The 26,053-nt window shown below is 74.5% G+C and carries 23 protein-coding genes and 1 pseudogene; 7 read left to right on the top strand and 17 right to left on the bottom strand.

The features are described from left to right. Window positions 1–113: 113 nt before the first annotated feature. From ACGFI9_RS13170 to truB, 5 genes are all read right to left on the bottom strand, one after another. Entirely contained in the window at window positions 114–1,478 is a 1,365-nt protein-coding gene (locus ACGFI9_RS13170; protein ID WP_393178178.1) for a M16 family metallopeptidase, read from the bottom strand. Window positions 1,479–1,666: 188 nt separating this feature from the next. Then, window positions 1,667–4,033 carry a polyribonucleotide nucleotidyltransferase gene (locus ACGFI9_RS13165; protein WP_393178177.1) on the bottom strand — a complete coding sequence of 789 codons (2,367 nt, stop codon included), beginning with the start codon at window positions 4,031–4,033 and terminating at the stop codon, window positions 1,667–1,669. A 222-nt stretch (window positions 4,034–4,255) separates the two neighbouring features. Then, entirely contained in the window at window positions 4,256–4,525 is a 270-nt protein-coding gene (gene rpsO / locus ACGFI9_RS13160; protein ID WP_393178176.1) for a 30S ribosomal protein S15, read from the bottom strand. 243 nt (window positions 4,526–4,768) lie between these two features. Then, window positions 4,769–5,695 (bottom strand): bifunctional riboflavin kinase/FAD synthetase, encoded by a 927-nt coding sequence (locus ACGFI9_RS13155; protein ID WP_393178175.1) that lies wholly within the window; start codon window positions 5,693–5,695, stop codon window positions 4,769–4,771. Window positions 5,696–5,739: 44 nt separating this feature from the next. Next, window positions 5,740–6,624, bottom strand: a complete 885-nt coding sequence (gene truB, locus ACGFI9_RS13150; RefSeq protein ID WP_393178174.1) for a tRNA pseudouridine(55) synthase TruB — start codon at window positions 6,622–6,624, stop codon at window positions 5,740–5,742. Window positions 6,625–6,733: 109 nt separating this feature from the next. Here truB and ACGFI9_RS13145 point away from each other — a divergent pair, with 109 nt between their 5' ends. After that, complete coding sequence (locus ACGFI9_RS13145; RefSeq protein ID WP_393178173.1) at window positions 6,734–7,765, top strand: hypothetical protein; 1,032 nt, start codon at window positions 6,734–6,736, stop codon at window positions 7,763–7,765. 158 nt (window positions 7,766–7,923) lie between these two features. Then, window positions 7,924–8,964 (top strand): hypothetical protein, encoded by a 1,041-nt coding sequence (locus ACGFI9_RS13140; protein ID WP_393178172.1) that lies wholly within the window; start codon window positions 7,924–7,926, stop codon window positions 8,962–8,964. Window positions 8,965–9,028: 64 nt separating this feature from the next. Here the strand turns inward: ACGFI9_RS13140 and ACGFI9_RS13135 are convergent, their stop codons facing one another. From ACGFI9_RS13135 to rimP, 12 genes and pseudogenes are all read right to left on the bottom strand, one after another. Next, window positions 9,029–10,351 (bottom strand): MATE family efflux transporter, encoded by a 1,323-nt coding sequence (locus ACGFI9_RS13135; RefSeq protein WP_393178171.1) that lies wholly within the window; start codon window positions 10,349–10,351, stop codon window positions 9,029–9,031. A gap of 240 nt (window positions 10,352–10,591) precedes the next feature. Then, window positions 10,592–11,110 carry an AAA family ATPase gene (locus tag ACGFI9_RS13130; protein WP_393178170.1) on the bottom strand — a complete coding sequence of 173 codons (519 nt, stop codon included), beginning with the start codon at window positions 11,108–11,110 and terminating at the stop codon, window positions 10,592–10,594. A 514-nt stretch (window positions 11,111–11,624) separates the two neighbouring features. Next, window positions 11,625–11,834 carry a DUF6186 family protein gene (locus tag ACGFI9_RS13125; RefSeq protein WP_172968016.1) on the bottom strand — a complete coding sequence of 70 codons (210 nt, stop codon included), beginning with the start codon at window positions 11,832–11,834 and terminating at the stop codon, window positions 11,625–11,627. After that, on the bottom strand, window positions 11,834–12,241 hold the full coding sequence (locus ACGFI9_RS13120) for a hypothetical protein (RefSeq protein WP_393178169.1): 408 nt from the start codon (window positions 12,239–12,241) through the stop codon (window positions 11,834–11,836). Before ACGFI9_RS13120 ends, ACGFI9_RS13125 begins: the two co-directional genes overlap by 1 nt. Before the next feature lie 65 nt (window positions 12,242–12,306). Further along, window positions 12,307–13,353 carry a bifunctional oligoribonuclease/PAP phosphatase NrnA gene (locus ACGFI9_RS13115; RefSeq protein ID WP_393178168.1) on the bottom strand — a complete coding sequence of 349 codons (1,047 nt, stop codon included), beginning with the start codon at window positions 13,351–13,353 and terminating at the stop codon, window positions 12,307–12,309. Beyond that, the gene (gene rbfA, locus ACGFI9_RS13110; RefSeq protein ID WP_393178167.1) at window positions 13,350–13,823 is read right to left on the bottom strand and encodes a 30S ribosome-binding factor RbfA; all 474 of its coding nucleotides are present in this window, start codon (window positions 13,821–13,823) and stop codon (window positions 13,350–13,352) included. The genes ACGFI9_RS13115 and rbfA overlap by 4 nt, the downstream gene beginning before the upstream one ends. A gap of 284 nt (window positions 13,824–14,107) precedes the next feature. Further along, window positions 14,108–14,401 carry a DUF503 domain-containing protein gene (locus ACGFI9_RS13105; protein ID WP_393178166.1) on the bottom strand — a complete coding sequence of 98 codons (294 nt, stop codon included), beginning with the start codon at window positions 14,399–14,401 and terminating at the stop codon, window positions 14,108–14,110. Window positions 14,402–14,434: 33 nt separating this feature from the next. Beyond that, window positions 14,435–15,490 (bottom strand): TRM11 family SAM-dependent methyltransferase, encoded by a 1,056-nt coding sequence (locus tag ACGFI9_RS13100; protein ID WP_393178165.1) that lies wholly within the window; start codon window positions 15,488–15,490, stop codon window positions 14,435–14,437. A 79-nt stretch (window positions 15,491–15,569) separates the two neighbouring features. Continuing rightward, window positions 15,570–18,587: a translation initiation factor IF-2 gene (infB, locus tag ACGFI9_RS13095; RefSeq protein WP_393178164.1), complete on the bottom strand. Its 3,018-nt coding sequence runs from the start codon at window positions 18,585–18,587 to the stop codon at window positions 15,570–15,572. A gap of 93 nt (window positions 18,588–18,680) precedes the next feature. Next, window positions 18,681–19,017, bottom strand: a pseudogene (locus tag ACGFI9_RS13090) (YlxR family protein). Window positions 19,018–19,033: 16 nt separating this feature from the next. Continuing rightward, window positions 19,034–20,077, bottom strand: a complete 1,044-nt coding sequence (gene nusA, locus ACGFI9_RS13085; protein ID WP_393178163.1) for a transcription termination factor NusA — start codon at window positions 20,075–20,077, stop codon at window positions 19,034–19,036. Continuing rightward, window positions 20,074–20,760 (bottom strand): ribosome maturation factor RimP, encoded by a 687-nt coding sequence (gene rimP, locus ACGFI9_RS13080; RefSeq protein ID WP_393178162.1) that lies wholly within the window; start codon window positions 20,758–20,760, stop codon window positions 20,074–20,076. The genes nusA and rimP overlap by 4 nt, the downstream gene beginning before the upstream one ends. A gap of 174 nt (window positions 20,761–20,934) precedes the next feature. On the opposite strand from rimP, the gene ACGFI9_RS13075 reads away from it, so the two are divergent. From ACGFI9_RS13075 to ACGFI9_RS13055, 5 genes are all read left to right on the top strand, one after another. Next, the gene (locus ACGFI9_RS13075) at window positions 20,935–21,441 is read left to right on the top strand and encodes a hypothetical protein (protein ID WP_393178161.1); all 507 of its coding nucleotides are present in this window, start codon (window positions 20,935–20,937) and stop codon (window positions 21,439–21,441) included. Continuing rightward, window positions 21,441–21,893, top strand: coding sequence for a ferritin-like domain-containing protein (locus tag ACGFI9_RS13070; protein ID WP_393178467.1), 453 nt, complete (start codon window positions 21,441–21,443; stop codon window positions 21,891–21,893). The genes ACGFI9_RS13075 and ACGFI9_RS13070 overlap by 1 nt, the downstream gene beginning before the upstream one ends. Before the next feature lie 70 nt (window positions 21,894–21,963). Next, on the top strand, window positions 21,964–22,545 hold the full coding sequence (locus ACGFI9_RS13065) for a PadR family transcriptional regulator (RefSeq protein ID WP_393178160.1): 582 nt from the start codon (window positions 21,964–21,966) through the stop codon (window positions 22,543–22,545). Window positions 22,546–22,582: 37 nt separating this feature from the next. After that, window positions 22,583–23,305, top strand: a complete 723-nt coding sequence (locus tag ACGFI9_RS13060; RefSeq protein ID WP_393178159.1) for an ABC transporter ATP-binding protein — start codon at window positions 22,583–22,585, stop codon at window positions 23,303–23,305. Further along, on the top strand, window positions 23,302–26,007 hold the full coding sequence (locus tag ACGFI9_RS13055; RefSeq protein WP_393178158.1) for an FtsX-like permease family protein: 2,706 nt from the start codon (window positions 23,302–23,304) through the stop codon (window positions 26,005–26,007). Before ACGFI9_RS13060 ends, ACGFI9_RS13055 begins: the two co-directional genes overlap by 4 nt. Window positions 26,008–26,053 lie beyond the last annotated feature (46 nt).

Here is a 26,053-nt window from a genome sequence, read left to right as displayed (position 1 = left end):
GTCGGACCGGCGGCCGTCCCACCGGACGAGCATGATCGACTCGGGCTGCGGCAGCCGGCGGCCTCCCGAGCGACGGACCGCCCGACCGCCGCATCCCGCCCTGGCGGTACCGGTCAGACGAAGGCGGACCTGTCGAACGGGCCGACCACGGCGAGCGACATCGGCCGGCCGAGCAGGTCGGCGGCGAGCGCGTTCACCTCGTCGAGGGTCACCGCGTCGACCCGGGCGAGCAGCTCGTCCACCGGCATCAGGTTGCCGTAGAGCAGCTCGCCCTTGGCCAGCCGGCTCATCCGGGAACCGGTGTCCTCCAGGCCGAGGACGAAGGAGCCCTTGCTCATCCCCTTGCCGCGGGCCAGCTCGGCCTCGGTGATGCCGCCGGCGGCCACCTTCGCCAGCTCGGCCCGGGTCAGCTCCAGCACCTCGTCCACCTTGCCCGGCGCGCAGCCGGCGTAGACCGCGAACAGCCCGCTGTCGGCGTACTGGCTGGCGTACGAGTAGACCGAGTAGGCCAGGCCGCGCTGCTCGCGGATCTCCTGGAACAGCCGGCTGGACATGCCGCCGCCGAGGACGTTGTTGAGCACGCCGAGGGCGAAGCGCCGCTCGTCGAGGCGGTCGATGCCGGGGCAGCCGAGGATGACGTGCGCCTGCTCGGTCTCCTTCGGCTCGACCAGGGTGGCGGCCGGCTTCGTGCGTACCGCCGGGGTGGCCGGCCGGTACGCGGCCGGCACCGCCGGGTCGGTGTCCAGCGGGGTGCCGCGCAGCGCCTGCCGGACCAGCTTGACCACGGCGGCGTGGTCGAGGTTCCCGGCGGCGGCGATGACGATCTCCGGGGCGGTGTAGTGGCGGCGGTAGAAGTTCTGGATCTGCCGCCGGGTCATCGGGGTGACCGTGTCCTCGGTGCCGGAGATCAGCCGGCCGAGGGGATGGTCGCCGTAGACGGCGCGGGCGAAGAGGTCGTGCACCTCGTCGCCGGGCTCGTCGTCGTGCATGGCGATCTCTTCGAGGATGACGCCGCGCTCGGTCTCCACGTCGGCGGCGGCCAGCACCGAGTCGGCGACCAGGTCGCACATGACGTCGATGGCCAGCGGCAGGTCCTCGTCCAGCACGCGGGCGTAGTAGCAGGTGTATTCCTTCGTGGTGAAGGCGTTGGTCTCGCCGCCCACCGCCTCGATCTCGGCCGAGATGTCCAGCGCGGTGCGCTTGCGGGTGCCCTTGAAGAGCAGGTGCTCCAGGAAGTGCGCCGCGCCGGCCTGCGGCCCGGTCTCGTCCCGGGAGCCGACGGCGACCCAGATGCCGAACGAGACGCTGCGCATCGCCGGGATCGCCTCGGTGAGCACGCGCAGCCCGCTGGGCAGGACGGTACGGCGTACGGTGCCGCCCAGCGGGTCCTCGCTCAGCGTGCGGGTGACCGCCCGGGTCGCGCCGCCGGCGGACCGGACGGCCCCGGTCGCGTGCCGGACGGCGCCGGACGACGCCACCCCCCGTCGAGCCGCAGGGAAAGACGAACGCCGGGTCCGGCTCACGAAAACCTGCTTCCAGTTCGACGAGGGGTGGGTGGTGCGTGGTCATCAGCCACGACGCCGGCTCGGCGCGACCTGCGCCGCGCCGGCCTCGAGTCGTGGACCGGCCGGGCGACGCCGTCGACGTCGCCCGGCCGGTTGGTGGATCAGCTGTGCCGGGTCCGGCGACGCGGGCGGGACTCGCCGCCGCCCTCGCCACCCTCGCCGCGCTCCGGGCGCGGGCCGCGCTCGCCGCGCTCCCGGTCGCCCCGGTCACGCGGACCGCGGTCGCCGCCGCGGTCCCGGCCGGCCGGGCGCTCGCCACCGGCGGCCTCACCGGCGGCCGGCGCCTCGGCGCCCTCCGGGCGGACCTTGTCCAGGTAGATCTTGCCGCGCTGGTCGATGTCGGCGATCTCCACCTCGACCTTGTCGCCGACGTTGAGGAAGTCCTCGACCTTCTCGACCCGCTTGCCGTCGCCCACCTTGGAGATGTGCAGCAGGCCGTCCCGGCCCGGCAGCAGCGAGATGAAGGCGCCGAACGCGGCGGTCTTCACCACGGTGCCGAGGAACCGGTCGCCCACCTTCGGCAGGGTCGGGTTGGCGATCGCGTTGATCCGCTCGACCGCGGCCTGGGCCGACGGGCCGTTGGTCGCGCCGACGTAGATCGTGCCGTCGTCCTCGATGGAGATCTCGGCGCCGGTCTCGTCCTGGATGGCGTTGATGGTCTGGCCCTTCGGGCCGATCACCATGCCGATCTTGTCGACCGGGATCTTGACGGTGGTGACCCGCGGGGCGTAGTCCGACATCTCGGCCGGGGCCTCGATGGCCCGCTGCATCACGTCGAGGATGGTCTGCCGGGCCTCGTGCGCCTGCTGGAGCGCGGCGGCCAGCACGTCCGACGGGATGCCGTCGAGCTTGGTGTCGAGCTGGAGCGCGGTGACGAACTCCCGGGTGCCGGCGACCTTGAAGTCCATGTCACCGAACGCGTCCTCGGCGCCGAGGATGTCGGTCAGCGTCACGTACTGGGTCTTGCCCTCGACCTCGTCGGAGATCAGGCCCATGGCGATGCCGGCGACCGGCGCCTTCAGCGGCACACCGGCCGACAGCAGGCCCAGCGTCGAGGCGCAGACCGAGCCCATCGAGGTGGAGCCGTTGGAGCCGAGCGCCTCGGAGACCTGCCGGATGGCGTACGGGAACTCCTCGCGGGACGGCAGCACCGGGATCAGCGCCCGCTCGGCCAGCGCGCCGTGGCCGATCTCGCGCCGCTTCGGCGAGCCGACCCGGCCGGTCTCACCGGTGGAGTACGGCGGGAAGTTGTAGTTGTGCATGTAGCGCTTGGACTTCTCCGGGGAGAGGGTGTCCAGCGACTGCTCCATGCGCAGCATGTTCAGCGTGGTGACGCCCAGGATCTGGGTCTCGCCCCGCTCGAACAGCGCCGAGCCGTGCACCCGCGGCAGCACGCCGACCTCGGCGGTCAGCGGGCGGATGTCGCGCGGGCCGCGGCCGTCGATGCGGACCTGCTCGCGCAGCACCCGGCTGCGGACCTCGGACTTGGTCAGCGAGCGGAACGCGGCGGAGAGCTCCTTCTCCCGGCCCTCGAAGCGCGGGCCGAGCTCCTCGGCGACCTTGACCTTGATCCGGTCCAGGGCCTCCTCGCGGTCGTGCTTGCCGGCGATCTTCAGCGCCTCGGCGACGTCGGCGCGGGCGACCTCGGCCACCGCGTCGTACGCGTCGTCCTGGTAGTCGAGGAAGATCGGGAACTCGACGGTGGGCTTGGCGGCCACCTCGGCCAGCTCGCTCTGCGCCCGGCACAGCTCCCGGATCGCCGGCTTGGCGGCCTCCAGGCCGCTGGCCACGACCTCCTCGGTCGGCGCGGTGGCCCCACCGGCGACCAGCTTCACGGTGTGCTCGGTGGCCTCGGCCTCGACCATCATGATCGCGACGTCGCCGTCCGGCAGGGCCCGACCGGCCACCACCATGTCGAAGGTGGCCCGCTCCAGCTCCTCGTAGGTCGGGAAGGCGACCCACTGGCCGTCGACGTGCGCCATCCGGGTGGCCCCGATCGGGCCGGAGAACGGCAGGCCGGAGAGCTTGGTCGACATCGAGGCGGCGTTGATCGCCACCACGTCGTACGGGTGCTGCGGGTCGAGCGCCAGGACGGTCTCGACGACCTGGACCTCGTTGCGCAGGCCCTTGACGAAGGACGGGCGCAGCGGACGGTCGATCAGCCGGCAGGTGAGGATCGCGTCCTCGCTGGGGCGGCCCTCGCGGCGGAAGAACGAGCCGGGGATCCGGCCCGCGGCGTACATCCGCTCCTCGACGTCGACGGTCAGCGGGAAGAAGTCGAACTGCTCCCGGGGCTGCTTGCTGGCCGTGGTCGCGGAGAGGACGACGGTCTCGCCCAGCTGGGCGATGACGGAGCCGGCGGCCTGACGGGCCAGCCGGCCGGTGGAGAAGGTGATCTCCCGGGTGCCGAACGCGCCGTTGTCGATGACGGCGGTACGGGCTTCGGTGCCGAGTCGGTTCTCGGTCATGGTGCGGCAATGCTCCTTCGCATCGGGGGGCCCACGACGCGGGAGCTGCTCGGACGGCCGGTCTTCGATCGAAGCGCCCGGGTGACCGGCGGATGCCGGGGTGCCCGGGGGCCACTACCGGAGACCGGTACGCCGACCGGCTCCCTCTCGGGTGGTCGCGTGGCCCGGTTTTCCTGTGGTACCGGAACGGGGGAGCGGCCGAGCGGCCACTCCCCCGTCAGGTCACCGGCGCAGGCCGAGTCGCTCGATGAGCGACCGGTAGCGGTTGATGTCCTTCTTCTGGACGTAGTTGAGCAGCCGACGGCGACGGCCGACCAGCAGCAGCAGCCCGCGGCGGCTGTGGTGGTCGTGCTTGTGCACCTTCAGGTGCTCGGTGAGCTCGGCGATCCGCTTGGTGAGGACCGCGACCTGCACCTCCGGCGAACCGGTGTCGCCCTCGGAGGTCGCGTACTCCGCGCGGATCTTGGCCTTGGTGTCCTGGTCGAGCGCCATGTTCTCCCTGTTTCGTGGGTGGTTCGATGAGGTCCGTCGGAGCGGTCGGAGCGACCGGGGGACGGACCGGTTCCTCGCACCCGCGGCGTCGTGCAGGCAGGCGAGGCCCCGCGTCGGTCAGCCGACGTCCCTGCCAGACTACCAGCCCGGTCGGGAACCGCCGGGTGAAGGGCCGCACGACGCCGCCCCGGGGCGGCGCGCCGGGGGGCAGCCCAACCGCCGCCCGGGCGGGCGCGCCGCGGCTCAGCCCACCGCCCGGCGGGTCCGCTCGACGTCCTCGGCGATCTGCGCCACCAACGGCTCGATCGAGTCGTACGTCCGTTGTTCCCGCAGGTGTGCCACGAAGTCCAGAGCCAGCCGCTCGCCGTACAGGTCGCCGGTGAAGTCCAGCACGAAGGCCTCCACCCGGCGCTCCCGCCCGGAGAAGGTCGGGTTGGTGCCGATCGAGACGGCCGCGGCGAGCGGCTCCCGGCCCCGGCGTACCAGCCGGGCGGCGTAGACGCCGTCGGCGGGGACCGCCGCGTACCGGTGGGTCAGCAGGTTGGCGGTGGGATAGCCCAGCTCGCGTCCGCGCTGGTCGCCGCGGACCACCACGCCCTCCACCCGGTGCGGCCGGCCCAGCGCGGCGGCCGCCGCGGCCACGTCGCCCGCGTCGACACAGGAGCGGATGTACGTGGAGGAGAAGACCGTGCCGGCCTCGGCCACCAGCGGGGCGCCCTCCACCCCGAAGCCGAACGTGCGGCCCAGCCGCTCCAGCAGGGCCACGTCGCCGGCCGCCTTGTGCCCGAAGCGGAAGTTGGCCCCGACCACCACCAGCGCGGCGTGCAGGTGCTCGACCAGGATGTCGTGCACGAACGCCTCGGCCGGCAGTCGGGAGAACTCCGGGGTGAACGGCACCACGCAGAGCACGTCGACGCCGAGCGCCTCGATCAGCTCGGCCTTGCGGGCCGGCTCGGTGAGCACCGCCGGGTGCGAGCCGGGGCGCACCACCTCGGCCGGGTGCGGGTCGAAGGTGACCACGACCGACTTGACGCCCAGCTCCCGGGCGCGCGCCACGGCGTGGCCGATGGTGGCCTGGTGTCCCTTGTGCACCCCGTCGAAGACGCCGATGGTGACCACCGAACGGCCCCAGCCGCCGGGTGCCGCCTCGTACCCCCGCCACCGTTGCATGCCCGCTCCTCCCCTGCTCGCCACAGTGCTCCGCGCCGCCGCCGTCAGGCCGGGGCGAGCACGATCTCCGCGCGCGCCCGCCCGTCCCGCTCGCTGACGATAGCGATCAACCCGCCGTCCGGCCCGAAGACCGCGTACGGCCCGGTGATGCCGGCCGGGTCCAGCGGACCGCCGTGCGAGAGAATCTTCGCCTCCTCCGGCGTGGCGTCCCGGCGCGGGAAGAAGCGGTCGGCGGCGGCGTCCAGCGGCAGGTTGACCACCTCGGGCGCGCGCTGCTCCAGCGCGTCGAGGGTGGCCGCCTCGGCCAGCGTGAAGCCGCCGACCGCGGTCCGGTGCAGCGCGGTCAGGTGGCCGCCGACCCCGAGCGCCAGGCCCGCGTCCCGGGCGATGGCCCGGATGTACGTCCCGGACGAGCAGGTCACGTCCACGTCCACGTCCACCACGTCCGGGCTGTCGCGGCGGATCGCCAGCACGTCCAGCCGGGAGACGGTGACCCGGCGGGCGGGCAGCTCGACGCTCTCCCCCTCGCGGACCCGCTTGTACGCCCGCTCACCGTTGATCTTGATGGCGCTCACCGCGCTCGGCACCTGGTCGATCTCGCCGGTGAGCGCGGCGAGCGCGGCGACCACCGCCTCGTCGGTCACCCCCGTGGTGGGGGTGGTGGCGATCACGTCGCCCTCGGCGTCGTCGGTGACGGTGGCCTGACCGAGCCGGATCGTCGCGGTGTAGCTCTTGCCGGCGCCGATCACGTAGGTGAGCAGCCGGGTCGCCCGGCCGACGCCGATCACCAGCACCCCGGTGGCCATCGGGTCCAGCGTGCCGCCGTGCCCCACCCGCCGGGTACGCGCCAGCCGCCGGATGCGCGCCACCACGTCGTGCGACGTCATGCCGCCGGGCTTGTCGACCACGATCAGACCGTCTGTGCTCACGGCCGCCAAGCCTGCCAGATTCCGCTTCCGATCCGGCCGGGGGATACCGCGCGGAGCGACAAGATGTGACACTCACGGACATCTCGCCCACTCGTCCTCGGGGGTCGCGATGACCGACGATCGGCAGAACTCCGCACCACCGCACAACCCCGCCCCGGCGCCCGGCCACCGGGCCGGGCCGGCGACCGCCCCGGAGTGGCCGCGCCCGGCGACCGGCCCGCAGTGGCCGCCCCAGCCGGACGTCGCCGCCGGCTCGGCCCGGGGCGGCCGACTGCGGAGCTGGCTGAGCCCGCGCTCCGGCAACCTGCTGACCGTCGTGACGGTGCTGCTGACGCTCGCCTTCGTCGGGGTGGTCGGCGTCGCCGTGCTGGTGTCGATGCCGCCGGCCCGGGGGCGGCCGGTGGTCTTCCCGGCGATCAGCCGGCCACCCGTCGAGCCGGCCCGCACCTCCGCGTCGCCGCCCGCCGCGACCGGCCCGTTCGACGGCACCCCGGCCGCCGCGTTCCGGCAAGGGCAGGCGGGGATCGCTCTGCCGGCCGCGAAGCGGACCGGCCCGTTCACCGAGAAGCAGGTGGCGGCCGCCCTGGCGAAGGTCCGGACGGCTCTGGTGACGGCGCGGCTGGACCGCCGGTTCATGACCACCACCGACCCGGAACCGTTGGTCCGGCAGTTCGCCCGGGATGCCCGCGCCGACCTGCGCAAGGACTTCACCTCGGACACCTTCGCCGCGTACGCCACCCGGCTGGCGCCCGGCGCCCGGCTCACCGCCGACCAGCCCCGGGTGAAGGGGCGGATCAGCTACCGGTCCACCAAGGACGCCGACGGCATCCGGATCCTGGCGGTCACCACCAACTTCGTCTGGGCGTACGCCTTCCCGACCAGCAGCACCGTGCCGGGCGACGGGTTGGTCGTGGTGCACGACACGGTCGTCTGGAGCGTGCCGCATCCCGACGACGTCAGCGGCAGTTCGAACGGGCTGTGGATCGAGGACGCGGACTCCTACGCCGCCAACATCGACTGCGCGGCCTTCGCCAAGGGCCTGCTCAAGCCGGGCGCGCGCAGCCTGAGCGGTCCGGACGACCCGGACCCGGACGCGGTCTTCGATCCGGACGCCACGCTGGACCTCCCGGACAGCTGCTGAGGCGTACCGGAAACGGGGCGGCGGGACGGCCGTCGGCCGATGGGCCCACGAGGACAGCTTGGCCCGACCGGAACGTCCCTCTTCGCCACCCAGGGCAGCGCGATGACCGCGCCGGTGCGATCATGCGGTGCCCCGCCGTACCGTCCCTGGGAACCACGATGACCGACCACGGCCCGACCCCCGAAGCGCCGCGCCTCCCCGACCCGCCACGCCTCCCCGACCCGCCACGCCGCCCTGACCCGTGGACGGCACCCGCCGACGGGCTGGGCACGGTCCCGGACTGGCTCCGCCATCCGCAGCCTGACGCCGAGCCGAGCGCCGCTGACCGCCGCCGGATCTGGCTGAGCCGGCACTCCGTCAAGCTGCTCGGCGGCGCGGCGGCGCTGCTGCTGCTCACCTTCTTCGGGCTCGTCGGCACCGTCGGCTACCGGGCCGTCCAGCGCTGGGGCGAGCCCTCGGCGGCCTACCCGACGATCAGCCAGCCGCCCGGTGAGCAGGCCGTCACCTCGGCGTCGCCGCCCCCGGCGACCGGCCCGTTCGACGGCACCCCGGCGGCGGCGTTCCCCGAGGGTACGGCGGGGATCGCCCTGCCTGCCGCGAAGCGAACCGGCCCGTTCACCCAGAAGCAGGTGGCAGCCGCCCTGGCGAAGGTCCGGACGGCCCTGGTGACCGCGCGGCTGGACCGCCGGTTCGCGACCACGAAGGACCCGGAGCCCTTCATCCGGCAGTTCGCCCCGGACGCCCGGGCCGACCTGCGCAAGGACTTCGCCTCCGACACCTTCGCCACCTACGCCACCAAGCTGACGCCCGGGGCCCGGATGACCGGCGACCAGCCCCGGGCCAAAGGACGGATCAGCTACCGGGCCACGAAGGACGCCAGCGGCATCCGCATCCTGGAGGTCACCACCAACTTCGTCTGGGCGTACGCCTTCCCGACCAGCAGCACGGTGCCAGGGGACGGGGTGGTCGTGGTGCACGACACGGTGGTGTGGAGCGTGCCGCACCCGGACGACGTGGACCGCAGCTCGAACGGCCTGTGGATCGAGGAGGCGAATTCGTACGCCTCCAACATCGACTGCGCCGCGTTCGACAAGGGCCTGCTCGACCTGGGCACGCCCAGCTTCGGCGGCCCCGACGATCCGGACCCGGACGCGGTCTTCGATCCGGACAAGACGCTCGACCTGCCGGACACCTGCTGACCACGGCCGGAAACCGACCAGGTCCGAACGAGCGGATGACTGGACGGCCGGTGTCCGCCGGCCGTCAGCGGACCGCGCCGACCACCGCCCACCCGCCGGAGCGCAGCCGCAGCAGCAGCGCGACCAGCCGGAGCACCACGAACAGGGTCAGCCCGGCCCAGATCCCGCCGAGGCCGAGGTCGAACCCGTAGGCCAGCCAGATGGCCGGCAGGAAGCCGCCCAGCGCCGCCACGATGGTGAGGTTACGCAGGTAGCGGACGTCCCCGGCGCCGATCAGCACCCCGTCGAGGGCGAACACCACGCCGCCGATCGGCTGGAGCGCGACGAACCACGGCCAGGCGAGCATCGCCTGCTCGCGTACCTGCGGGTCGGAGCTGAACCAGGACGGCACCAGGCCGGCGCCGGCGGCGATCAGCACCGCGAAGGCCACGCCGCAGAGGCCGCCGAGCAGGGCGATCCGGCGGGCGAGGGCGCGGGCGCCGGCCGCGTCGCCGGCGCCGAGCGCCGCGCCGATCAGCGCCTGCGCGGCGATCGCGAGGGCGTCCAGCACCAGGGCGGTGAAGAACCACAGTTGTACGGCGATCTGGTGGGCGCCGACCGCGGCGGCGCCGAACCGGGCCGCGACCGCGGTGGCGGAGAGGAAGCTCGCCTGGAAGGCGACGCCCCGGATGAGCAGGTCCCGGCTGAGCACGAGCTGCTGGCGGATCATCCGGGGCCGGGGGCGCAGGGAGATCCGCTCGCGCACCAGCGCCGCCGCGAAGAGGCTGCCGGAGAGGGTCTGCGCGACGGCGTTCGCCACCGCCGAGCCGGCCAGCCCGAGCCCGACCGGGTAGACCAGCAGCGGGCAGAGCAGCGCGGAGAGCAGGTTGGGCGCGAGCACGAAGAGCAGCGGGCGGCGGGTGTCCTGGATGCCGCGCAGCCAGCCGTTGCCGGCGGCGGCCAGCAGCAGGCCGGGCGCGCCGAGCGCCGCGATCCGCAGCCAGTTCGCGGCGGCGTCGGCCACCTCGCCGGGGCCGCCGACGAGGGTACGCGCCAGCCACCCGCCGCCGACGCCGATGGCGAGCGCCACCAGCACCCCGACGGTCAACGCGAGCCAGGACGCCTGGACGCCCTCGGCCACCGCGGCGGCCCGGTCGCCCGAGCCGAACCGGCGGGCCGACCGCCCCGTGGTGCCGTACGCGACGACGGTGCCGAGCCAGGCGGTCAGCGTCATCACCGTGCCGCCGACGGCGAGCGCGGCGAGCGGTACGCGGCCCAGGTGCCCGACCACCGCCGTGTCCACCAGGACGTAGAGCGGCTCGGCGGCGAGCACCACGAGGGCCGGAAGGGCGAGCGCGGCGATCCGCCGGGGCGAGGCGGCGGGGGCGGGGGCGACGGTCTGACTCATCGCCGCCGATCCTGGCACGCGCAAGGTAAGGGATGCAAGCGCCTACATCACTTACCTGCCCCCCACCGCGACGGCCCACCCCGAGCGCGTCGGACGGCGGGGCCATGACCCGCGGCGGCCGCTGGCGGCGGTGACGGACGACCTGCCCCGGCCAGCCCAGGATTTGCTCGATGCTGGAAGTAGTGGGTTCGGGCACGGCGGGAGGCCACTACTTCCCGGATCGAGCGTGACGAGCAGCGATCAGCGCGGAGCCGCGGGGAGGGTGGCGAGGAAGCGGCGGGTGTCGGCGGCGGTGCGCAGGCGGAGCACCGGGAGGTCCGGCGCGATCGCGCGGGCCGCGGCCAGGACGCGGGGGCGGGAGCGGCGGGGATAGCGCCAGAGGTAGCGGAGAAACGGCAGGTCGATCTGCTCGGGGCAGCCCTCGGGGAGGTCGGGCCGGGACGTGGCGCGATGCGTCCAGCGGCGGCGGAGCACCCGGGCGAGGCAGCGCAGCCGGGACGGGTCGCAGAGCACCAGCAGGTCCGCGCGGGGCAGCCGCAGGTCGAGACTGCTGCCGTAGTTGCCGTCCAGCACCCAGGCCGGGCGGGCGGCGAGCACGGCCACTTCGGCGCGGAATTCGGCGTCGGAGGCGGGAACCCAGCCCGGCCGCCAGTAGTGCCGGTCGAGGTGGATCAGGGGAAGGTCGAGCCGCCGGGCGATCTCGCGGGCCAGCGTGGTCTTGCCGGCGCCCGGACTGCCGACGATCAGGATGCGGCGCACCGGGGGGCGGTAGCGCCGGGCGTGGGGTAAGGGGAAGCGGGTGACCGGTGCGGCGGTGACGTCGTCCCCGGCGTCACCGCCGGACGGCCTGCGGCGGTGACTTCAGCTCGGCGCGTCTGGTGCCGCGCTGCGACCTGAAGCCCGTCGTCACTGACGGGTGTCCATCGAGGTCTGCAGCGCGCGGCGCATCTGCTCGCGCGCCTCGTCGGTGCTGGTCTCGGTCTGCGGCTTGCGCTTGGTGGCCATGGGAGTGTCCTTCCAGGGTGTGCCTGCTGGGCGCCGGGCAGCGGTCCGGGATCACCGGAGCGGCTCGCCTGGCAGCGTGAAGCCCGGGTCGGTCTGACCCTGGAGGGAGGCGGCACCGGGTGTGGGCCACCGCCCGTGACCAGCGCCGGAAAGCGCCGGTCCCGCACTTAAGTTAACGTTCATTTTCCACATGCTGCCCGGTGTTCCCGCGATGCGGACACGGATGGGGACGGGCCGGCGCGGCGCCTCCCGCTCGCTGGAGCCGTCGTCAGCGGGCCAGGAAGTGCCAGCCCAGCCACCACCAGAAGCCGAAGAGACCGATCCGGCCCACCGGCACCGGACCGACCTCGTAGCGCATCACGAAGGCGCAGACATCGGCCAGGGACGGGATCCGTGAACCCTCCCGCCGGGCGGCCCACTCGACGGCGGCGAAGAGCAGCAGCGCGGCCAGGAAACCGCCGATCGCCAGCGCGCGCATCATCGGCGGACCAGCCCCCAGAACGCGGACAGCCAGGCGAACCAGGCCGCCGAGCGGACCAGGTGATCCTCCAGCAGCGGGTCGGCCAGCCGGGAGAAGGTGGGAAACTCGTCCCCCACCGACAGCACGAAGGTCGCCCCCTCGAACACGCCGAAGACGGTGACCGGCAGCAGCCACCAGACCGCGCCCCGGGGCAGCCGGCGCGGGGCGGCCCGGCGGGGCACCCGGTTGTTGAGGCCGATCCAGATCAGCGCGCCGCCGGTGCCGAGGGTGTAGAGGTTGGCCTGGGCGGAGAAGGACGGCAGCTGCCCGCCGACCAGGGAGAGGCAGATCAGCACCGGCACGGAGACGACCGGACGGTCCCAGGCTCGGGGCGCCTCGACGGTGAGCTCTCGGGGGTGATCCATCTCCCGATTGTCCCCACCGTCACGGAGCGCGGGAAGACCGGCACGCCCCGGAATGATCCCTGAGCTCAGCCGGTCAGCAGGGCCCCGGCCAGCTCGCCGCGGATCCGGTCCACCACCTCGTCGACGGTGCCCCGCCCGGTGAACCCGGCCGCGAACCGGTGGCCGCCGCCGCCGAGCGCCACCGCCACCGCGCTGACGTCCACCGCGCCCTTGCTGCGCAGCGACACCGCCCACTCGGCCGCCGACACCTGCTTCAGCACGCAGCTCACGTCCGCCTCGGCCGTGCAGCGGACCGAGTCGATCAGCGCCTCCAGCACGTACGCCGGCTGGTCGTGCCGGGCCAGGTCGGCCTGGGTGGCGTACGTCCAGACCAGCCCGCGCCCGGCGGCGGCCGCCGGCTCCAGCCGGGCGCGGACCAGCACCTCGCCGAAGAGCCGGACCGCGCCGAACGGCCGGGTGTCGAAGATCCGCCGCGAGATGTCCCCCGGGCGGATGCCGGTGGCCAGCAACCGGGCCGCCATCGCGTGCACCGCCGGGGTGGTGGCCTCGAAGCGGAAGGAGCCGGTGTCGGTGCTCAGCGCGACGTAGAGGCAGGTCGCGATCTCCGCGTCCAGCGGCACGCCGAGCCGGTCCAGCAGCCCCTCGGCGACCACCGAGGTGGCCGCCGCGTGCGGGTCGACCAGGTGGATGCCGCCGAACCGGGTGTTCGAGGCGTGGTGGTCCAGCACCAGCGCGACGCCCGCCTTGTCCAGCCGGTCGACCAGGACACCCAGCCGGGACTCGCTCGCCGCGTCGAAGCAGATCACCAGGTCCGGATCCGGGTACACGTCGTCCTGCGGGACCAGCAGGTCCAGCCCAGGCAGCCAGCGGAACGGCTCGGGCACCTCCGACGGCCCGGGGAAGGTCGCCTGGAGGTGCCGGACGCCGAACCGGCGCAGGCCCAGCCCGAAGCCGAGCATGCTGCCCAGCGCGTCGCCGTCCGGGTTGACGTGGCAGATCAGCAGCACCCGGGCATCGGCCGGCAGGCCGCGCACCGCCGCGACGGCGGCCGCCCAGTCGGTGTCGGTCGGGCCGGCACCGACCGGCGCGCCGCCCTCGGCGGGAGCGGTCACCGGCTTTCGCCGCCGCGCGGCTCGTCGTCCTCGGCCTCGTCGCCCTCGTCCTCGGCGTCCAGCCGGTACGGCTGGGCCTCACCCGCGTACTGCGCCTTGGCGGCCAACCGCTGCACCTCGGCGTCGGCGGTACGGGCTGCGGCGAGCAGGTCGTCGATGTGCTTGACCTGGTCCTGCACGTCGTCCAGGACGAAGGTGAGGGTCGGCGAGTGGCGCAGCCCGAGCGCCTTGCCGACCGTGCTGCGCAGCATGCCCTTGGCGCTCTCCAGCGCGGCGGCGGTGCTGGCCTGGGCCGCCGCGTCGCCGAGCACGGTGTAGAAGACGGTGGCGTCGCGCAGGTCGGCGGTGATCCGGGCGTCGGTGATGGTGATCATGCCGAGCCGGGGGTCCTTGATCTGGCTCCGCACCACCGACGCGACCAGTTCACGGATGCGCTCCGCGTGCCGGCGTACCTTGGCCGGATCCGTCATGTCCCCCACCTCCAGGATCACCCTGCTCCCTACGACGGCTCCAGCTCGGCGCGTCTGACGCCGCGCCGCCACGACGACCTCAGTTCCGTGCGTCTGACGCCGCGACCTGAAGCCGTCGCTGGAGCCGTCGGCCGGAGACGACGGCGTGGTGCCGCCGGGTCCGACCGCCCAACAACTCGAACACTACCCGCGCGATCGTGGCCCTCGCGGCGGGGCCGCCGCTGCGAGGAAGGGCCCCTGTCAACGCCTGCTGCGGGTAAAGGTGGCCCTTCCCCACCTGCCGGTCAGTCCTCCTCGCCGTAGAGGCGGCGGCGGACCGAGAGCAGCTCGGTCTCCGGGCGGGCGGCCACCAGGCGCTCGCAGGTGTCGAGCACCTCCCGGACGTGCGCCGCCTCGGCGGCCACCACGGCCACCCCGATCTGGGCCCGGCCGTGCAGGTCGAGCGCGCCGACCTCGGCGGCGGACACCTCGAACCGGCGCAGCGCGGCGACGATCGGCCGGACGTACGACCGCTTGGCCTTCAGGGACCGGGAGTCCCCCGGCAGCAACAGGTCGAAGTGCGCGGTTCCCGTATACACGGCGAGCAACGGTACGGCAGCGCCGCCGTCCGGTCACCCGTTTTCGGCCGGGGCGACCGCCACCAGCACGTCCCGCTCGATCGCCTGGTCGACCCGGTGCGCCAGACCGAGGTAGCCCGGCCCGTCCACCACCCGCAGGCCGGCCCCGGCCAGCACCGCCTCGGCGGCGGCCCGGGGCGCCACGTGGGTGTTCCAGGACAGCCCGAGCGCCCCGCCCGGGCGCAGCAGTTCCCGCCAGACCGGCACGGCGGCGGTGAGCAGGTCCAGTGGGCTGCGGGACAGGCCCTGCTCGGTACGGCTGCCGTGGGCCACCCCGTACGGGGCGTCGGTCACGATCACGTCGGCACAGCGGGGGCGGAGCACCTCCCGGGCCCGGGTGGTGTCGGTGTGCAGCACGGTGACCCGCTGGGTGACCCCGGCCCGGTGCTCGTCCCGGGAGGGGGCCAGCACCGCCTCGAAGCGCCGGGCGACCAGCCTGCGGTCCCGGCGGACCGGCACCGTCTCGGCGGTGTGCTTGAGCCGCTTGCGCCGCAGCCAGGTACGCAGGAACGCCCCGTACGCGTCGACGTCCTTGCTGTCGTGCTCGACGCCGATGCCGTCGTAGCCGTACATCAGCGCCTGGTTGAGGGTGGTGCCCCGGCCGCAGAGCGGGTCGAGGACCACGAGTTGCCGGTCCAGCATCGCGCCGGCCGAGGCGGAGGCGAGCAGGGTGGCGTTGAGCAGCAGCCGGGTGAACTGCTCGTTGGTCTTGCCGGCGTACTTCGGGATGGTGATCAGGTCGGAGTCGTACCGGGCGAGGGGAGACAGCGGCACCGGGCGCAGCAGGTCGTCCCCCACCCGCTCGAACAACGCGTACGCCGCCGACAGGTTGGCCAGGTAGGCCAGATCCCGCCCGCCGAGGCCGGGGTCGGATGCGGCGAAGGTCAGGTACTCCACCCCGCCGATCCGCTCCACGGCGGCGTCCACGGGAGCCGCGTCGAGCACTCCCGAGCCGGCGAAGATCTCCAGCTCGGCCCGGGCCAGCCGGCCCGCGGCGTCGGCGTAGACGCGGTTGGTGGAGGGGGCGAGAAGCAACGCGTACCTGAGCACGCCGGAGATTGTCGCAGTCTCCGGAGACGGTGACGGCCGGGGCCCGCAGGCCCCGGCCGTCGCCGGTCGTTCACGCCGCTCAGGCGCGCGGCTTCTCCCGCATCTCGAAGGTCTCGATGATGTCGCCGACCTGGACGTTGTTGAAACCGCCCAGCGTCAGACCACACTCGAAGCCCTCGCGGACCTCCGTCGCGTCGTCCTTGAACCGCTTGAGGGAGCTGATCGTGAGGTTGTCCGCCACGACCGCCCCGTCCCGCAGCAGCCGCGCCTTGGCGTTGCGGCGGATGAGGCCGGACCGGACGATGCAACCGGAGATGTTGCCGATCTTGGACGAGCGGAAGACGTCGCGGATCTCCGCGGTCCCCAGCTCGACCTCCTCGTACTCCGGCTTGAGCAGCCCCTTGAGCGCGGCGTCGATCTCCTCGATGGCCTGGTAGATGACCGTGTAGTACCGGATCTCCACGCCCTCGCGGTCGGCGATCTCGCGGACCTTGTTGGCGGCCCGCACGTTGAAGCCGATGATCGTGACCGCCTCGGACGAGGCGCTCGCGAGCATGACGTCGCTCTCGGTGATCGCACCCACGCCCCGGTGAATGATCCGAAGCTGGACCTCCTCCGGGATGTCGAGGTTGAACAGCGCGTCCTCGAGGGCCTCCACGGAACCGGAGACGTCGCCCTTGAGCACCAGGTTGAGCGAGGTCTTCTCGCCCTCCTTGAGCTGCTCCATGAGCGTCTCGAGGGTGGCCCGGCCACGGGAGTTGGCGAATGCCGCCGCCCGCCGTCGCGCCTGCCGCTGCTCAGCGATCTGCCGCACGGTCCGGTCGTCCTCGGCGGCCAGGAAGGTGTCACCCGCTCCCGGCACCGTGGTCAGACCCAGCACCATGACCGGACGCGCCGGACCGGCCTCGTCGACCGGCTTGCCGTTCTCGTCCAGCATGGCCCGGACCCGGCCGTGCGCCCCACCGGCGACGATCGAGTCGCCGGCCCGCAGGGTGCCCTTCTGCACCAGCACGGTCGCCACCGCACCGCGGCCCTTGTCCAGGTGCGCCTCGATCGCGACACCCTGCGCCGGCCCGTCGATCGGAGCGGTCAGCTCCAGCGACGCGTCGGCGGTCAGCAGCACGGCCTCCAGGAGGTCCTCGATGCCGATGCCGGGCTTGGCCGCCACGTTGACGAACATGGTGTCGCCGCCGTACTCCTCGGCGACCAGGCCGTACTCGGTCAGCTGCTGGCGGACCTTGTCCGGGTTGGCCTCCGGCTTGTCGACCTTGTTGACCGCGACCACGATCGGCACGTCCGCCGCCTTGGCGTGGTTGAGCGCCTCGATGGTCTGCGGCATCACGCCGTCGTCGGCCGCCACCACCAGGATCACGATGTCCGTGACCTGGGCACCACGGGCACGCATGGCGGTGAACGCCTCGTGACCCGGGGTGTCGATGAAGGTGATCGCCCGGTCCTCGCCGTCGTGCGGGACGTGGACCTGGTAGGCGCCGATGTGCTGGGTGATGCCACCCGCCTCGCCGGCCACGACGTTCGCCTTGCGGATCGCGTCGAGCAGCTTGGTCTTACCGTGGTCGACGTGACCCATGACGGTCACCACCGGCGGCCGGCTGACCAGGCGGTCCTCCGACACCACCGCGTCGAGGTCGATGTTGAACTGCGCGAGCAGCTCGCGGTCCTCGTCCTCCGGGCTGACGATCTGCACGTCGAAGCCGAGGTGCTCACCCAGCAGCAGCAGGGTGTCGTCGGAGCACGACTGGGTCGCGGTCACCATCTCGCCCAGGTTGAACATCTCCTGGACCAGCGAACCCGGGTTGGCGTTGATCTTGTCGGCGAAGTCCGACAGCGAGGCGCCACGGGACAGCCGGACGACCTGACCCTGACCACGGGGAGCACCCGAGGACATGGTCGGGGCCGACAGGTTGTCGAACTCCTGTCTGCGCTGCTTCTTGGACTTGCGACCGCGAGTCGGCTTGCCACCCGGACGCCCGAAGGCACCCGCGGCGCCGCCGCCACGGCCACGACCGCCACCACCCGGACGACCGGCACCACCGGCCGGGGCACCCGGACGGAAGCCACCACCGGCACCGCCGCCGCCACCGGGACCGCCGCGGAAGCCACCGCCACCGCCGCCGCCACCGGGACCGCCGCGGAAGCCACCGCCACCGCCGCCACCGGGACCGCCGCGGAAGCCGCCGCCGCCACCGGGGCGACCGGCGCCGCCACCGGGACCGCCACGACCGCCACCAGGACCGCCGGGGCGACCCGTGGTGGGGCGCTGGCTCGGCATGGAGGCCGGGCTGGGCCGCGGCGGCATGGAAGCCGGGCTGGGCCGCGGCGGCATGCCGGCCGGGCTCGGACGGGGGCCGCCGGCACCGGCGGCCGGGGGCCGCTGCTGCTGGCCGCCCTGGATGCCGAACGGGTTGTTGCCGGCGCCGCGCGCCGGCGGACGCCCGCCCGGACGACCGCCCGGACCCGGGGTCGGCGCGCCGGGACGACCGGCGGCCGGGGAACCCGGACGGGGCGGCACGGCGCCCGGACCCGGGCGCGGACCCGGACGGGGGCCACCCTCGGTCGGAGGCTCCCGGCGGACGTTCTCGCGCTGCTGCTGGCGGGCGGCCTGGGCAGCCTTGACCGCGGCCTCCTGCTCAGCCTTCAGCGCGGCGGCGCGCGCCTCGGCGGCCGCCACCTCGATGTCGTGCGCGCTCGCCGGCTTGGCGATCGGGGTCGCCGGCTGCGGCGGGCCGGGGACCGGGCCCTTGGGCTTCGGTCCAGGGGTCGGCCCGGCCGGCCGCCGGGGCGGCATCGGCTTGGCCGAGACCCGGGGGGCACCCGGGGTTGGGGACGGCGTCGGGGTCGGCGCCGGGCTCGGGGCGGCCGACGGCGGGCTCGGGGCGGCCGACGCCGGGGCAGCCGGCGCCGAGGGGCCACCGGCGGACGCGACGAAGGCGCCACGCAGCCGTCGGGCGACAGGCGCCTCGACGGTGCTCGACGCGGACTTGACGAACTCGCCCATTTCCTTCAGCTTGGCGAGAACGGTCTTGCTTTCGACCCCGAGCTCCTTAGCAAGCTCGTGTACGCGGGCCTTTCCTGCCACTGCACTCCTCACTCCGAGGTCGTGCGGGCAGCACCCGCAGCGACCTCACTCGTGCACTTGAAGCCTGGTCATTTCAGGGACTTCATCGTGTGCTCATGTTGGTCGTCCTACCTTGCTAGCGATCTCTCGTCCGGTCGGGCTGACCGGACGTAGAGGTTGGCGCGTCAATGTGCTCCGCCAGCGCACCGTGATCGATGATCCCGGTGATGCGCAGTGCCCGCCCGAAAGCGCGGCGCCGCACTGCCTGCGCGAAGCAGGCCGGATCAGGGTGCATGCTCGCTCCCCGACCCGGCAGTCTGCGGGCCGGATCGGGCCGGAGGCTGTAATGACCAGCCTCGTCGCCGACCGCGACGATCCGCAGCAACTCGCTGGCCGGCGCTTGCCTCCGACAGCCCACACAGGTGCGCTCCGGTTGCGCGCGTCGTGCCACTGGAGGAAGTCTACCCCTAGCTGTTCGAGATCGCGCCGCCCGGCTCGGGTACGTGATCAGCTCCGCTCCGACCGGCCCCGCCGGCCTGCTCGGCGTCGGACCGGATGTCGATCCGCCAACCGGTCAGGCGGGCAGCAAGTCGGGCATTCTGCCCTTCCCGGCCGATCGCGAGCGACAGCTGGAAGTCCGGGACGGTGACCCGGGCGGTCCGGCTGGCCAGGTCGACCACCTCGACCCGGAGCGCCTTGGCCGGCGAGAGCGCGTTGCCGACGAAGGTGGCCGGGTCGTCCGACCAGTCGATGATGTCGATCTTCTCGCCGTGCAGCTCGCTCATCACCGCGCGGACCCGCTGGCCCATCGGGCCGATGCAGGCGCCCTTGGCGTTCACGCCCGGGGCGGTCGAGCGCACCGCGATCTTCGTACGGTGACCCGCCTCACGGGCGATCGCACCGATCTCCACGGTGCCGTCCGCGATCTCCGGCACCTCGAGGGCGAAGAGCTTCTTCACCAGCGCGGGGTGCGATCGGGACAACGTGATCTGCGGGCCGCGCATTCCCTTGGCCACGTGCACCACGACGCAGCGGATCCGCTCGCCGTGCGCGTACCGCTCGCCGGGGACCTGCTCGGACTGGGGCAGGACGCCCTCCAGCTTGCCCAGGTCGACGCTGACGATGCCCTTCTCGGCGCGCGCCTCGTGCGCCTGCACCACCCCGGTGACCAGGTCGCCGTCGCGGCCGACGTACTCGCCGAAGTGCACCTCGTCGGTGGCCTCCCGCAGCCGCTGCAGGATCACCTGCTTCGCCGTCATGGCGGCGATCCGGCCGAAGTCGTGCGGGGTGTCGTCCCACTCCCGCACCACCGCGCCGTCGGCGTCCACCTCCTGCGCGTACACCGAGGCGGCGCCGGTCTTGCGGTCGATCTCCACCCGGGCGTGCGGCTCGGCGCCGTCGGTGTGCCGGTAGGCGGTCAGCAACGCGGTCTCGATCGCCGCGAGGATGGTGTCGAACGGGATCTCCCGCTCGCGCTCCAGTGCGCGCAGCGCCGCGAGGTCGATGTTCACCTCTCCTCGTCCTCCACATCATCATCGTCGTCGATTTCGTCGGTGTCGTCGCCGAACTCGTCCGCTTCGTCGATCTCGTCCAGGCGACTGAACTCCACCTGGACCCGACCGGGTCCGAGCTCGGCGTACGGGTGTGCCACCCGGCCGGCGTCCGTCTCCAGCACCACGCGCTCGTCGTCCGCCTCGACCACCCGGCCGGTGAGCTGCCGGTCCCCGGCGGTGCGCTGCTCGGGCAGCCCCGCCGCGCCGCGCACGGTCACCTTGACCAGCCGGCCGACGTTGCGCCGCCAGTGCCGCGGCAGGGTGAGCGGCCGGTCCACGCCGGGGGAGCTGACCTCCAGCTGGTACTCGCCGGCCACGATGTCGCCGCCGGCCTCCTCGGCCGCGTCCAGCGCGGCGGAGACCGCCCGGGAGACGTCGGCGACGCCGTCCAGGTTGATCCCGCCGTCGGCGTCCACGATCACGCGGACGACGTGCCGGCGACCGGCGCGGGAGACGGAGAGGTCCTCGAGGTCGTACCCGGCGGCGGTGACCACGGGCTCGATCACCTCGCGCAGCCGGGCCCGGCGGGCGGCCAGATCGCCACGCGGCGCGCCGCTCCGGTCCCCGGCACGGGGCCCGGCGGACCGGCGGGGTCGCCCGGAGGGCCCCGTCGGTCTGGTGGCACGGCCACGCTGCGTCATCTGGCACACCCTTCTGCTCCTGGGACGGGCCGCTCGGCCCGCCATGCCGGCACGCCACCGGGGCGTATGCGCCCGGTGGCTGCGCAGAGCGTAACGCGCGGGCGGGTCGCCGGACCCGGCGGCGCACCGACGCCACTGGCCCACGAGGCGGCGCCGATGGTGTTGACTTGTCCGGTGGCGACGGGCAAGACAACACAGCATCAGGGTGGTCCGGGGCATTCCCGGCGAAATCTCCTGCGCGCGGGGGCGCTGGTCGCGCTCGGCGGCGCCGCCGTGCCGCTGACCGGCTGTGATCCTTTCGACCGAGGGAACAACTCACCGCCCCCGGACCCGCTCGAACCGCTCGCGGCCGAGTCGGCCGCGCTGGAGGCCCGGCAGCGGGCGGCCGTCGCCGCCGCCCCGGCCCTCGCCGACCGGCTCACCGCGATCGCCGACGCGCACCGGGCGCACGCCGAGGAGCTGCGCAAGGTGATCGGCCGGGCGGCCCCCAGCGGCTCCCCCGCCGCCACCCCGACCCTGACCGCCACCGACCCGGAAGGCGTCCTCGCCGAGCTGCGCCAGGCGGAACAGCAGGGCCGGGAGAACGCGGCGAAGGCGTGCGCCGCCGCGCCGGCCGACCGGGCCGCGCTGCTCGGCTCGATCGCCGCGGCCCGGGCGACCCACGTGGAGGCGCTGAAGTGATCCCGCACCGGGCACCGACCAGCAGCGGGCCGACCCAGGCCCTCGCCGACGCGCTCACCGCGGAGTACGCGGCGATCTGGGCGTACGGGGTGATCGGCGTGCACCTCGCCGACAGCGCACGCCAGGCCGCCCGGAACGCGGAGGCGGCGCACCGGGCCCGCCGCGACGCGCTGATCCTCCAGCTCAGCGCGAACGGCGGCCAGGTCCCGCCCGACCAGGCCGGGTACGCCCTGCCGTACCCGGTGACCGACCGGGCGAGCGCGCTCCGGCTGGCGGTCGAGGTCGAGGAGCGGACCGCCGGCCACTGGCGGGCGGCGCTGCCGCACACCACCGGCGCCGACCGGAACCGCGCGCTCGCCGCGCTGACGGACTGCGCGCTGCGGGCCACCCGCTGGCGGCGCACCGCCGGCGTGACCCCGATCACGATCCCGTTCCCCGGACGCCCCGTCTGAGCCGAACGGCCCGTCACGGGGCGGATCGCTCCGGTTGCGGCCCGCATACCAGGTATGCATACTCCACGCCATGTCCATCCGCCACGGCCTGCTCGCCCTGCTCGAACGCGGCCAGATGTACGGCTACCAGCTGCGCGCCGCGTTCGAGGAGTCGACCGGCTCCACCTGGCCGCTGAACATCGGACAGGTCTACACCACCCTCGCTCGGCTGGAGCGCGACGGCCTGGTCCGCTCGCTGCCGGAGAGCGAGGGCGGGCAGCGGCCGTACGAGATCACCGATGCCGGGCGGGCGGACCTGGCGCTCTGGTTCGCCACCCCGATCAGCCGTGCCGACCGGCCCCGGGACGAGCTGTCGATCAAGCTGGCCCTGGCGCTCACCACCCCCGGCGTGGACGTCCGCGCGGTGGTGCAGACCCAGCGCAGCGCCACCATGCGCGCGCTGCAGGAGTTGACCCGGTTGAAGTACGCCAGCGACAAGCCGGAGGATCTGCCCTGGCGGCTGGTGCTGGACGCGATGATCTTCCAGGCCGAGGCGGAGATCCGCTGGCTCGACCACTGCGAGACCAGCCTGGTCCGCTACCGTCCCGCGCCGAGCCGGCCGGCCGGCCTTCCCGAGGCGGTGGACCGGACCGACGAGGCGGCCCGCCGGTGAGCCCGGGGCGGGTCCGGCGGGAGACGGAGGGACCGCGGTGAGCGTGGTGCTGGAGCTGCGCGACGTGCACCGGACCCACGGCGCCGGGGAGGCCGCCGTGCACGCCCTGCGCGGGGTCAGCCTGACCGTCCGAGCCGGCGAGCTGGTCGCGGTGATGGGCCCGTCCGGCTCGGGCAAGTCGACCCTGCTGGCGCTGGCGGGCGGGCTGGACCGGCCGACCCGCGGGGACGTGCTGGTCGAGGGGGAGGCGCTCGGCGCGCTGAGCGCACGCGAACTGGCCCGGCTGCGGCGCCGCCGGATCGGGTACGTCTTCCAGGACCTGAACCTGCTCGGCAGCCTCACCGCGGTGGAGAACGTCGCGCTGCCCCTGGAACTGGACGGCGTCGGCGTCCGGGCGGCCCGCCGGTCGGCGCTGGCCGCGCTGGACGAGGTGGGCGTGGCGGGGCTGGGCGACCGCTTCCCCGACCAGATGTCCGGCGGCCAGCAGCAGCGGGTGGCGATCGCCCGGGCGCTGGTCGGCGAGCGCCGCCTGGTGCTCGCCGACGAACCCACCGGCGCGCTCGACTCGCAGACCGGGGAGGCGGTGCTGCACCTGCTGCGCCGCCGGGTGGACGCCGGCGCGGCGGGGGTGCTGGTCACCCACGAGGCGCGGCACGCCGGGTGGGCCGACCGGGTGGTCTTCCTGCGGGACGGGGACCTGGTCGACTCGACCGCGCCGCTGGTCGGTGTCGAGCAGCTGCTCAGCGGCAGCGGGCGGTGAGCCGGGGCCGGCTCGCCGCCGCGCTCCGCTCGTGGCGCGCCGCGTTGCGGATCGCCCGACGCGAGGCGCGCCGGGCCCGGGGGCGTACGGCGCTGGTGCTGGCGATGATCGCGCTGCCCGTGCTGGGGCTCAGCTTCACCGCCGCCAGCTACGACATGGCGCAGCTGAGCCGGGCGGAGCAGTTGGACCGGCGGCTCGGGGCGGCCGACGTCGAGCTGCGCTGGGTGGCGGAGAACGCGCAGGTCCAGGATGCCTGGGGCAGCAGCTACTGGCCGGCCGGGGAGCAGCCGGGCGTGCCCCGGACCCGACCCGTCACCGCGGACCAGATCGCCGGCCTGCTGCCCGCCGGGAGCCGGTTAACCCGGGTCCGGTGGTGGGCGCCGTTCGAACTCCGGCTCGGCGACAAGATCGGCTCGATCGACGCGCGGGCCGTCGACCTCACCGACCCGATCGCGCGCCCCCTCGCGACCCTGCGTGCCGGCCGGCGGCCGACCGCGCCCGACGAGATCGCGGTCAGCCCGCAGGCGCAGCGCCGGCTGGGCGTACGCCTCGGCGACCCGGTGCGCACCGCCGACGGCACGACGTACCGGGTGGTCGGGACGGTGGAGTTCCCGGACGACCTGCGGGAGCTGGTGACGCTGCGGCCGGAGACGCCACCCGGGCCGCTCGAGCCGCCGGACGAGAGCTGGCTGGTCGATCTGCCCGGGCCGGTGGACCGGGCGCTGGTGGACCGGCTCAACGCGCGCGGGATCGTGGTCGGCGGCCGGGCCCCGCTGCCCGGCCGGGACGAGATCGCCACCGGCCCGAACCTGCCCGACGCGGAGGAGACCGGCAACGCGGTGCTCGTCGGGGGGCTGGGCCTGCTGGAGGTGGTGCTGCTGGTCGGCCCCGCCTTCGCGGTCGGCGTACGCCGGCGCCGCCGGGACCTCGCCCTGGTCGCGGTGGCCGGCGGGGACGCCGCGCACCTGCGCCGGATCGTGCTCGCCGACGGGGTGGTGCTGGGGGCCGGCGGGGCGGTGCTCGGCCTGTTGCTCGGCGTCGGCGCCGCATTCGCCGGCCGCCCGTTGGTCGAGCAGTACGTGGTGTCCGCCCGGTTCGGCGGGTACCGGATCTTCCCGGCGGCCCTGGCCGCGATCGCCGTGGTGGCGGTGCTGGCCGGCGTGCTGGCCGCGCTGGCCCCGGCCTGGACCGCGGCCCGGCAGGACGTGGTGGCCGGGCTGGCCGGCCGGCGCCAGCCGCCCCGGCACCGCCGCCGCTGGCTGGTGCTGGGGGTGCTGCTCACCGTCGTCGGGGCCGCCGTCGCGGCGCTCGGCGCCTCCCGGACCTCCCCCACCGTGGTGCTGGCCGGCGTGGTCCTCGGCGAGCTGGGTCTGGTCTTCGGCACCCCGACGCTGATCGGGCTGCTCGCCAGGGCGGGCCGGCTGCTGCCGCTGACCCCCCGGCTCGCGCTGCGCGACGCCAGCCGCAACCGCTCCTCCGCCGCGCCGGCCATCTCCGCGGTGATGGCGGCGGTGGCCGGGAGCGTCGCCCTCGGCGTCTACGTGGCCAGCGACGAGGCCCGGCAGCGGGCGCAGTGGCAGCCCGGCCTGCCCCCGGGCAACATGCAACTGCTGCGCACGGGCGGCCCGGCGGACGGCCCGCTGCCGCCGGCCCGCGACGTCGCGGAACGGGTGGGGGTGGTGCTGCCCACCGCGACGGTCGCCCCGCTGGCCGTGCCGGCGTGCGCGAAACCGGCGTCCGCGGAGGACTTCTGCCTGGCGTCGGCGGTGCTGCCGCCCGAGCGCCGCTGCCCGTACGGGCCGGAGGACGCCGTCACCGGGGCCGAGCGGGCCCGCGCCCTGGCCGACCCGCGCTGCGTCCGGAGATACCGCGAACCGGACGGCATCTACCAGCCCGCGTTCGTCGACGACGGGGCGGCGTTGTCCGCGCTCACCGACGCCCCGGCGGCGGAGATCGCCGGCGCGACCCGGGTCCTGCGGGCCGGCGGCGTGGTGGTCACGGACCCCCGGTTCCTGGTGGACGGACGGGTGACGGTCACCGGCAACCACGCCGCCGCCGAGACGCCGCCCATCGCCACCGCCGCCCTGCCCGGGTACGTGCTGCGCGGCGGCCTGCCGGTCGACCGGCTCGTCCTCTCCCCGGCGGCGGCGACCGCGGTCGGGCTGGTCGCCGAGCAGTACGGCTACGTGGTCGACACCGCCGGGCCGCCCAGCGCGGCGCAACGGGACCGGCTCACCGCCGAACTGGCCCCGCTCGCCGACCTGAGCGTGCAGGTGGAGGAGGACTACCGGTCGGACCAGCGACCGTTGCTGCTGCTGCTCTCCATCGGCGCCGGGATCATCACGCTGGGCGCGGCCGGGGTGGCCACCGGCCTCGCCGCCGCCGAGGGCCGCCGGGACCTCTCCACGCTCGCTGCGGTCGGGGCCGATCCCCGGGTACGCCGGGTGCTGTCGCTCTGCCAGGCCGGGGTGATCGCGGTACTCGGGTCGGTGCTCGGGCTGGTCGCCGGCCTCGGCTCGGCGGCCATCATCCTGGTCTCGCTCAACCGCCGGTACGCGCAGGCGTGGCCGGTGCAGGATCCGTACCCGCTCGTGGTGCCCGGGCTCACCGTCGCCGTGCTGGTGGTGGTGCCGCTGGTGGCCATGCTCGGGGCGGGGCTGCTCACCCGGTCCCGGCTGCCGGTGGAACGCCGGCTGGACTAGCCGCTGCGCGCCGCGACCGCCCAGGGGATGTCGCGGCGGGTCGCCG

Origin of the sequence: Micromonospora sp. NPDC048930 (assembly GCF_043197935.1) — a bacterium.
Lineage (GTDB): Bacteria > Actinomycetota > Actinomycetes > Mycobacteriales > Micromonosporaceae > Micromonospora.
Note: the sequence above shows the minus strand (reverse complement) of the source record. Positions and strands in the feature narration are given on the sequence as shown.

Bases quoted from the DNA above. Each gene is read 5' to 3' on its own strand.
- ACGFI9_RS13120 (WP_393178169.1), bottom strand. From the start codon at position 12,241: ATGGATCACCCCCGAGAGCTCACCGTCGAGGCGCCCCGAGCCTGGGAC.
- ACGFI9_RS13135 (WP_393178171.1), bottom strand. From the start codon at position 10,351: ATGAGTCAGACCGTCGCCCCCGCCCCCGCCGCCTCGCCCCGGCGGATC.
- ACGFI9_RS13065 (WP_393178160.1), top strand. From the start codon at position 21,964: ATGTCCATCCGCCACGGCCTGCTCGCCCTGCTCGAACGCGGCCAGATG.
- ACGFI9_RS13125 (WP_172968016.1), bottom strand. From the start codon at position 11,834: ATGCGCGCGCTGGCGATCGGCGGTTTCCTGGCCGCGCTGCTGCTCTTC.
- ACGFI9_RS13165 (WP_393178177.1), bottom strand. From the start codon at position 4,033: ATGACCGAGAACCGACTCGGCACCGAAGCCCGTACCGCCGTCATCGAC.
- rimP (WP_393178162.1), bottom strand. From the start codon at position 20,760: ATGACGCAGCGTGGCCGTGCCACCAGACCGACGGGGCCCTCCGGGCGA.
- ACGFI9_RS13140 (WP_393178172.1), top strand. From the start codon at position 7,924: ATGACCGACCACGGCCCGACCCCCGAAGCGCCGCGCCTCCCCGACCCG.
- rpsO (WP_393178176.1), bottom strand. From the start codon at position 4,525: ATGGCGCTCGACCAGGACACCAAGGCCAAGATCCGCGCGGAGTACGCG.
- ACGFI9_RS13145 (WP_393178173.1), top strand. From the start codon at position 6,734: ATGACCGACGATCGGCAGAACTCCGCACCACCGCACAACCCCGCCCCG.
- rbfA (WP_393178167.1), bottom strand. From the start codon at position 13,823: ATGACGGATCCGGCCAAGGTACGCCGGCACGCGGAGCGCATCCGTGAA.
- ACGFI9_RS13155 (WP_393178175.1), bottom strand. From the start codon at position 5,695: ATGCAACGGTGGCGGGGGTACGAGGCGGCACCCGGCGGCTGGGGCCGT.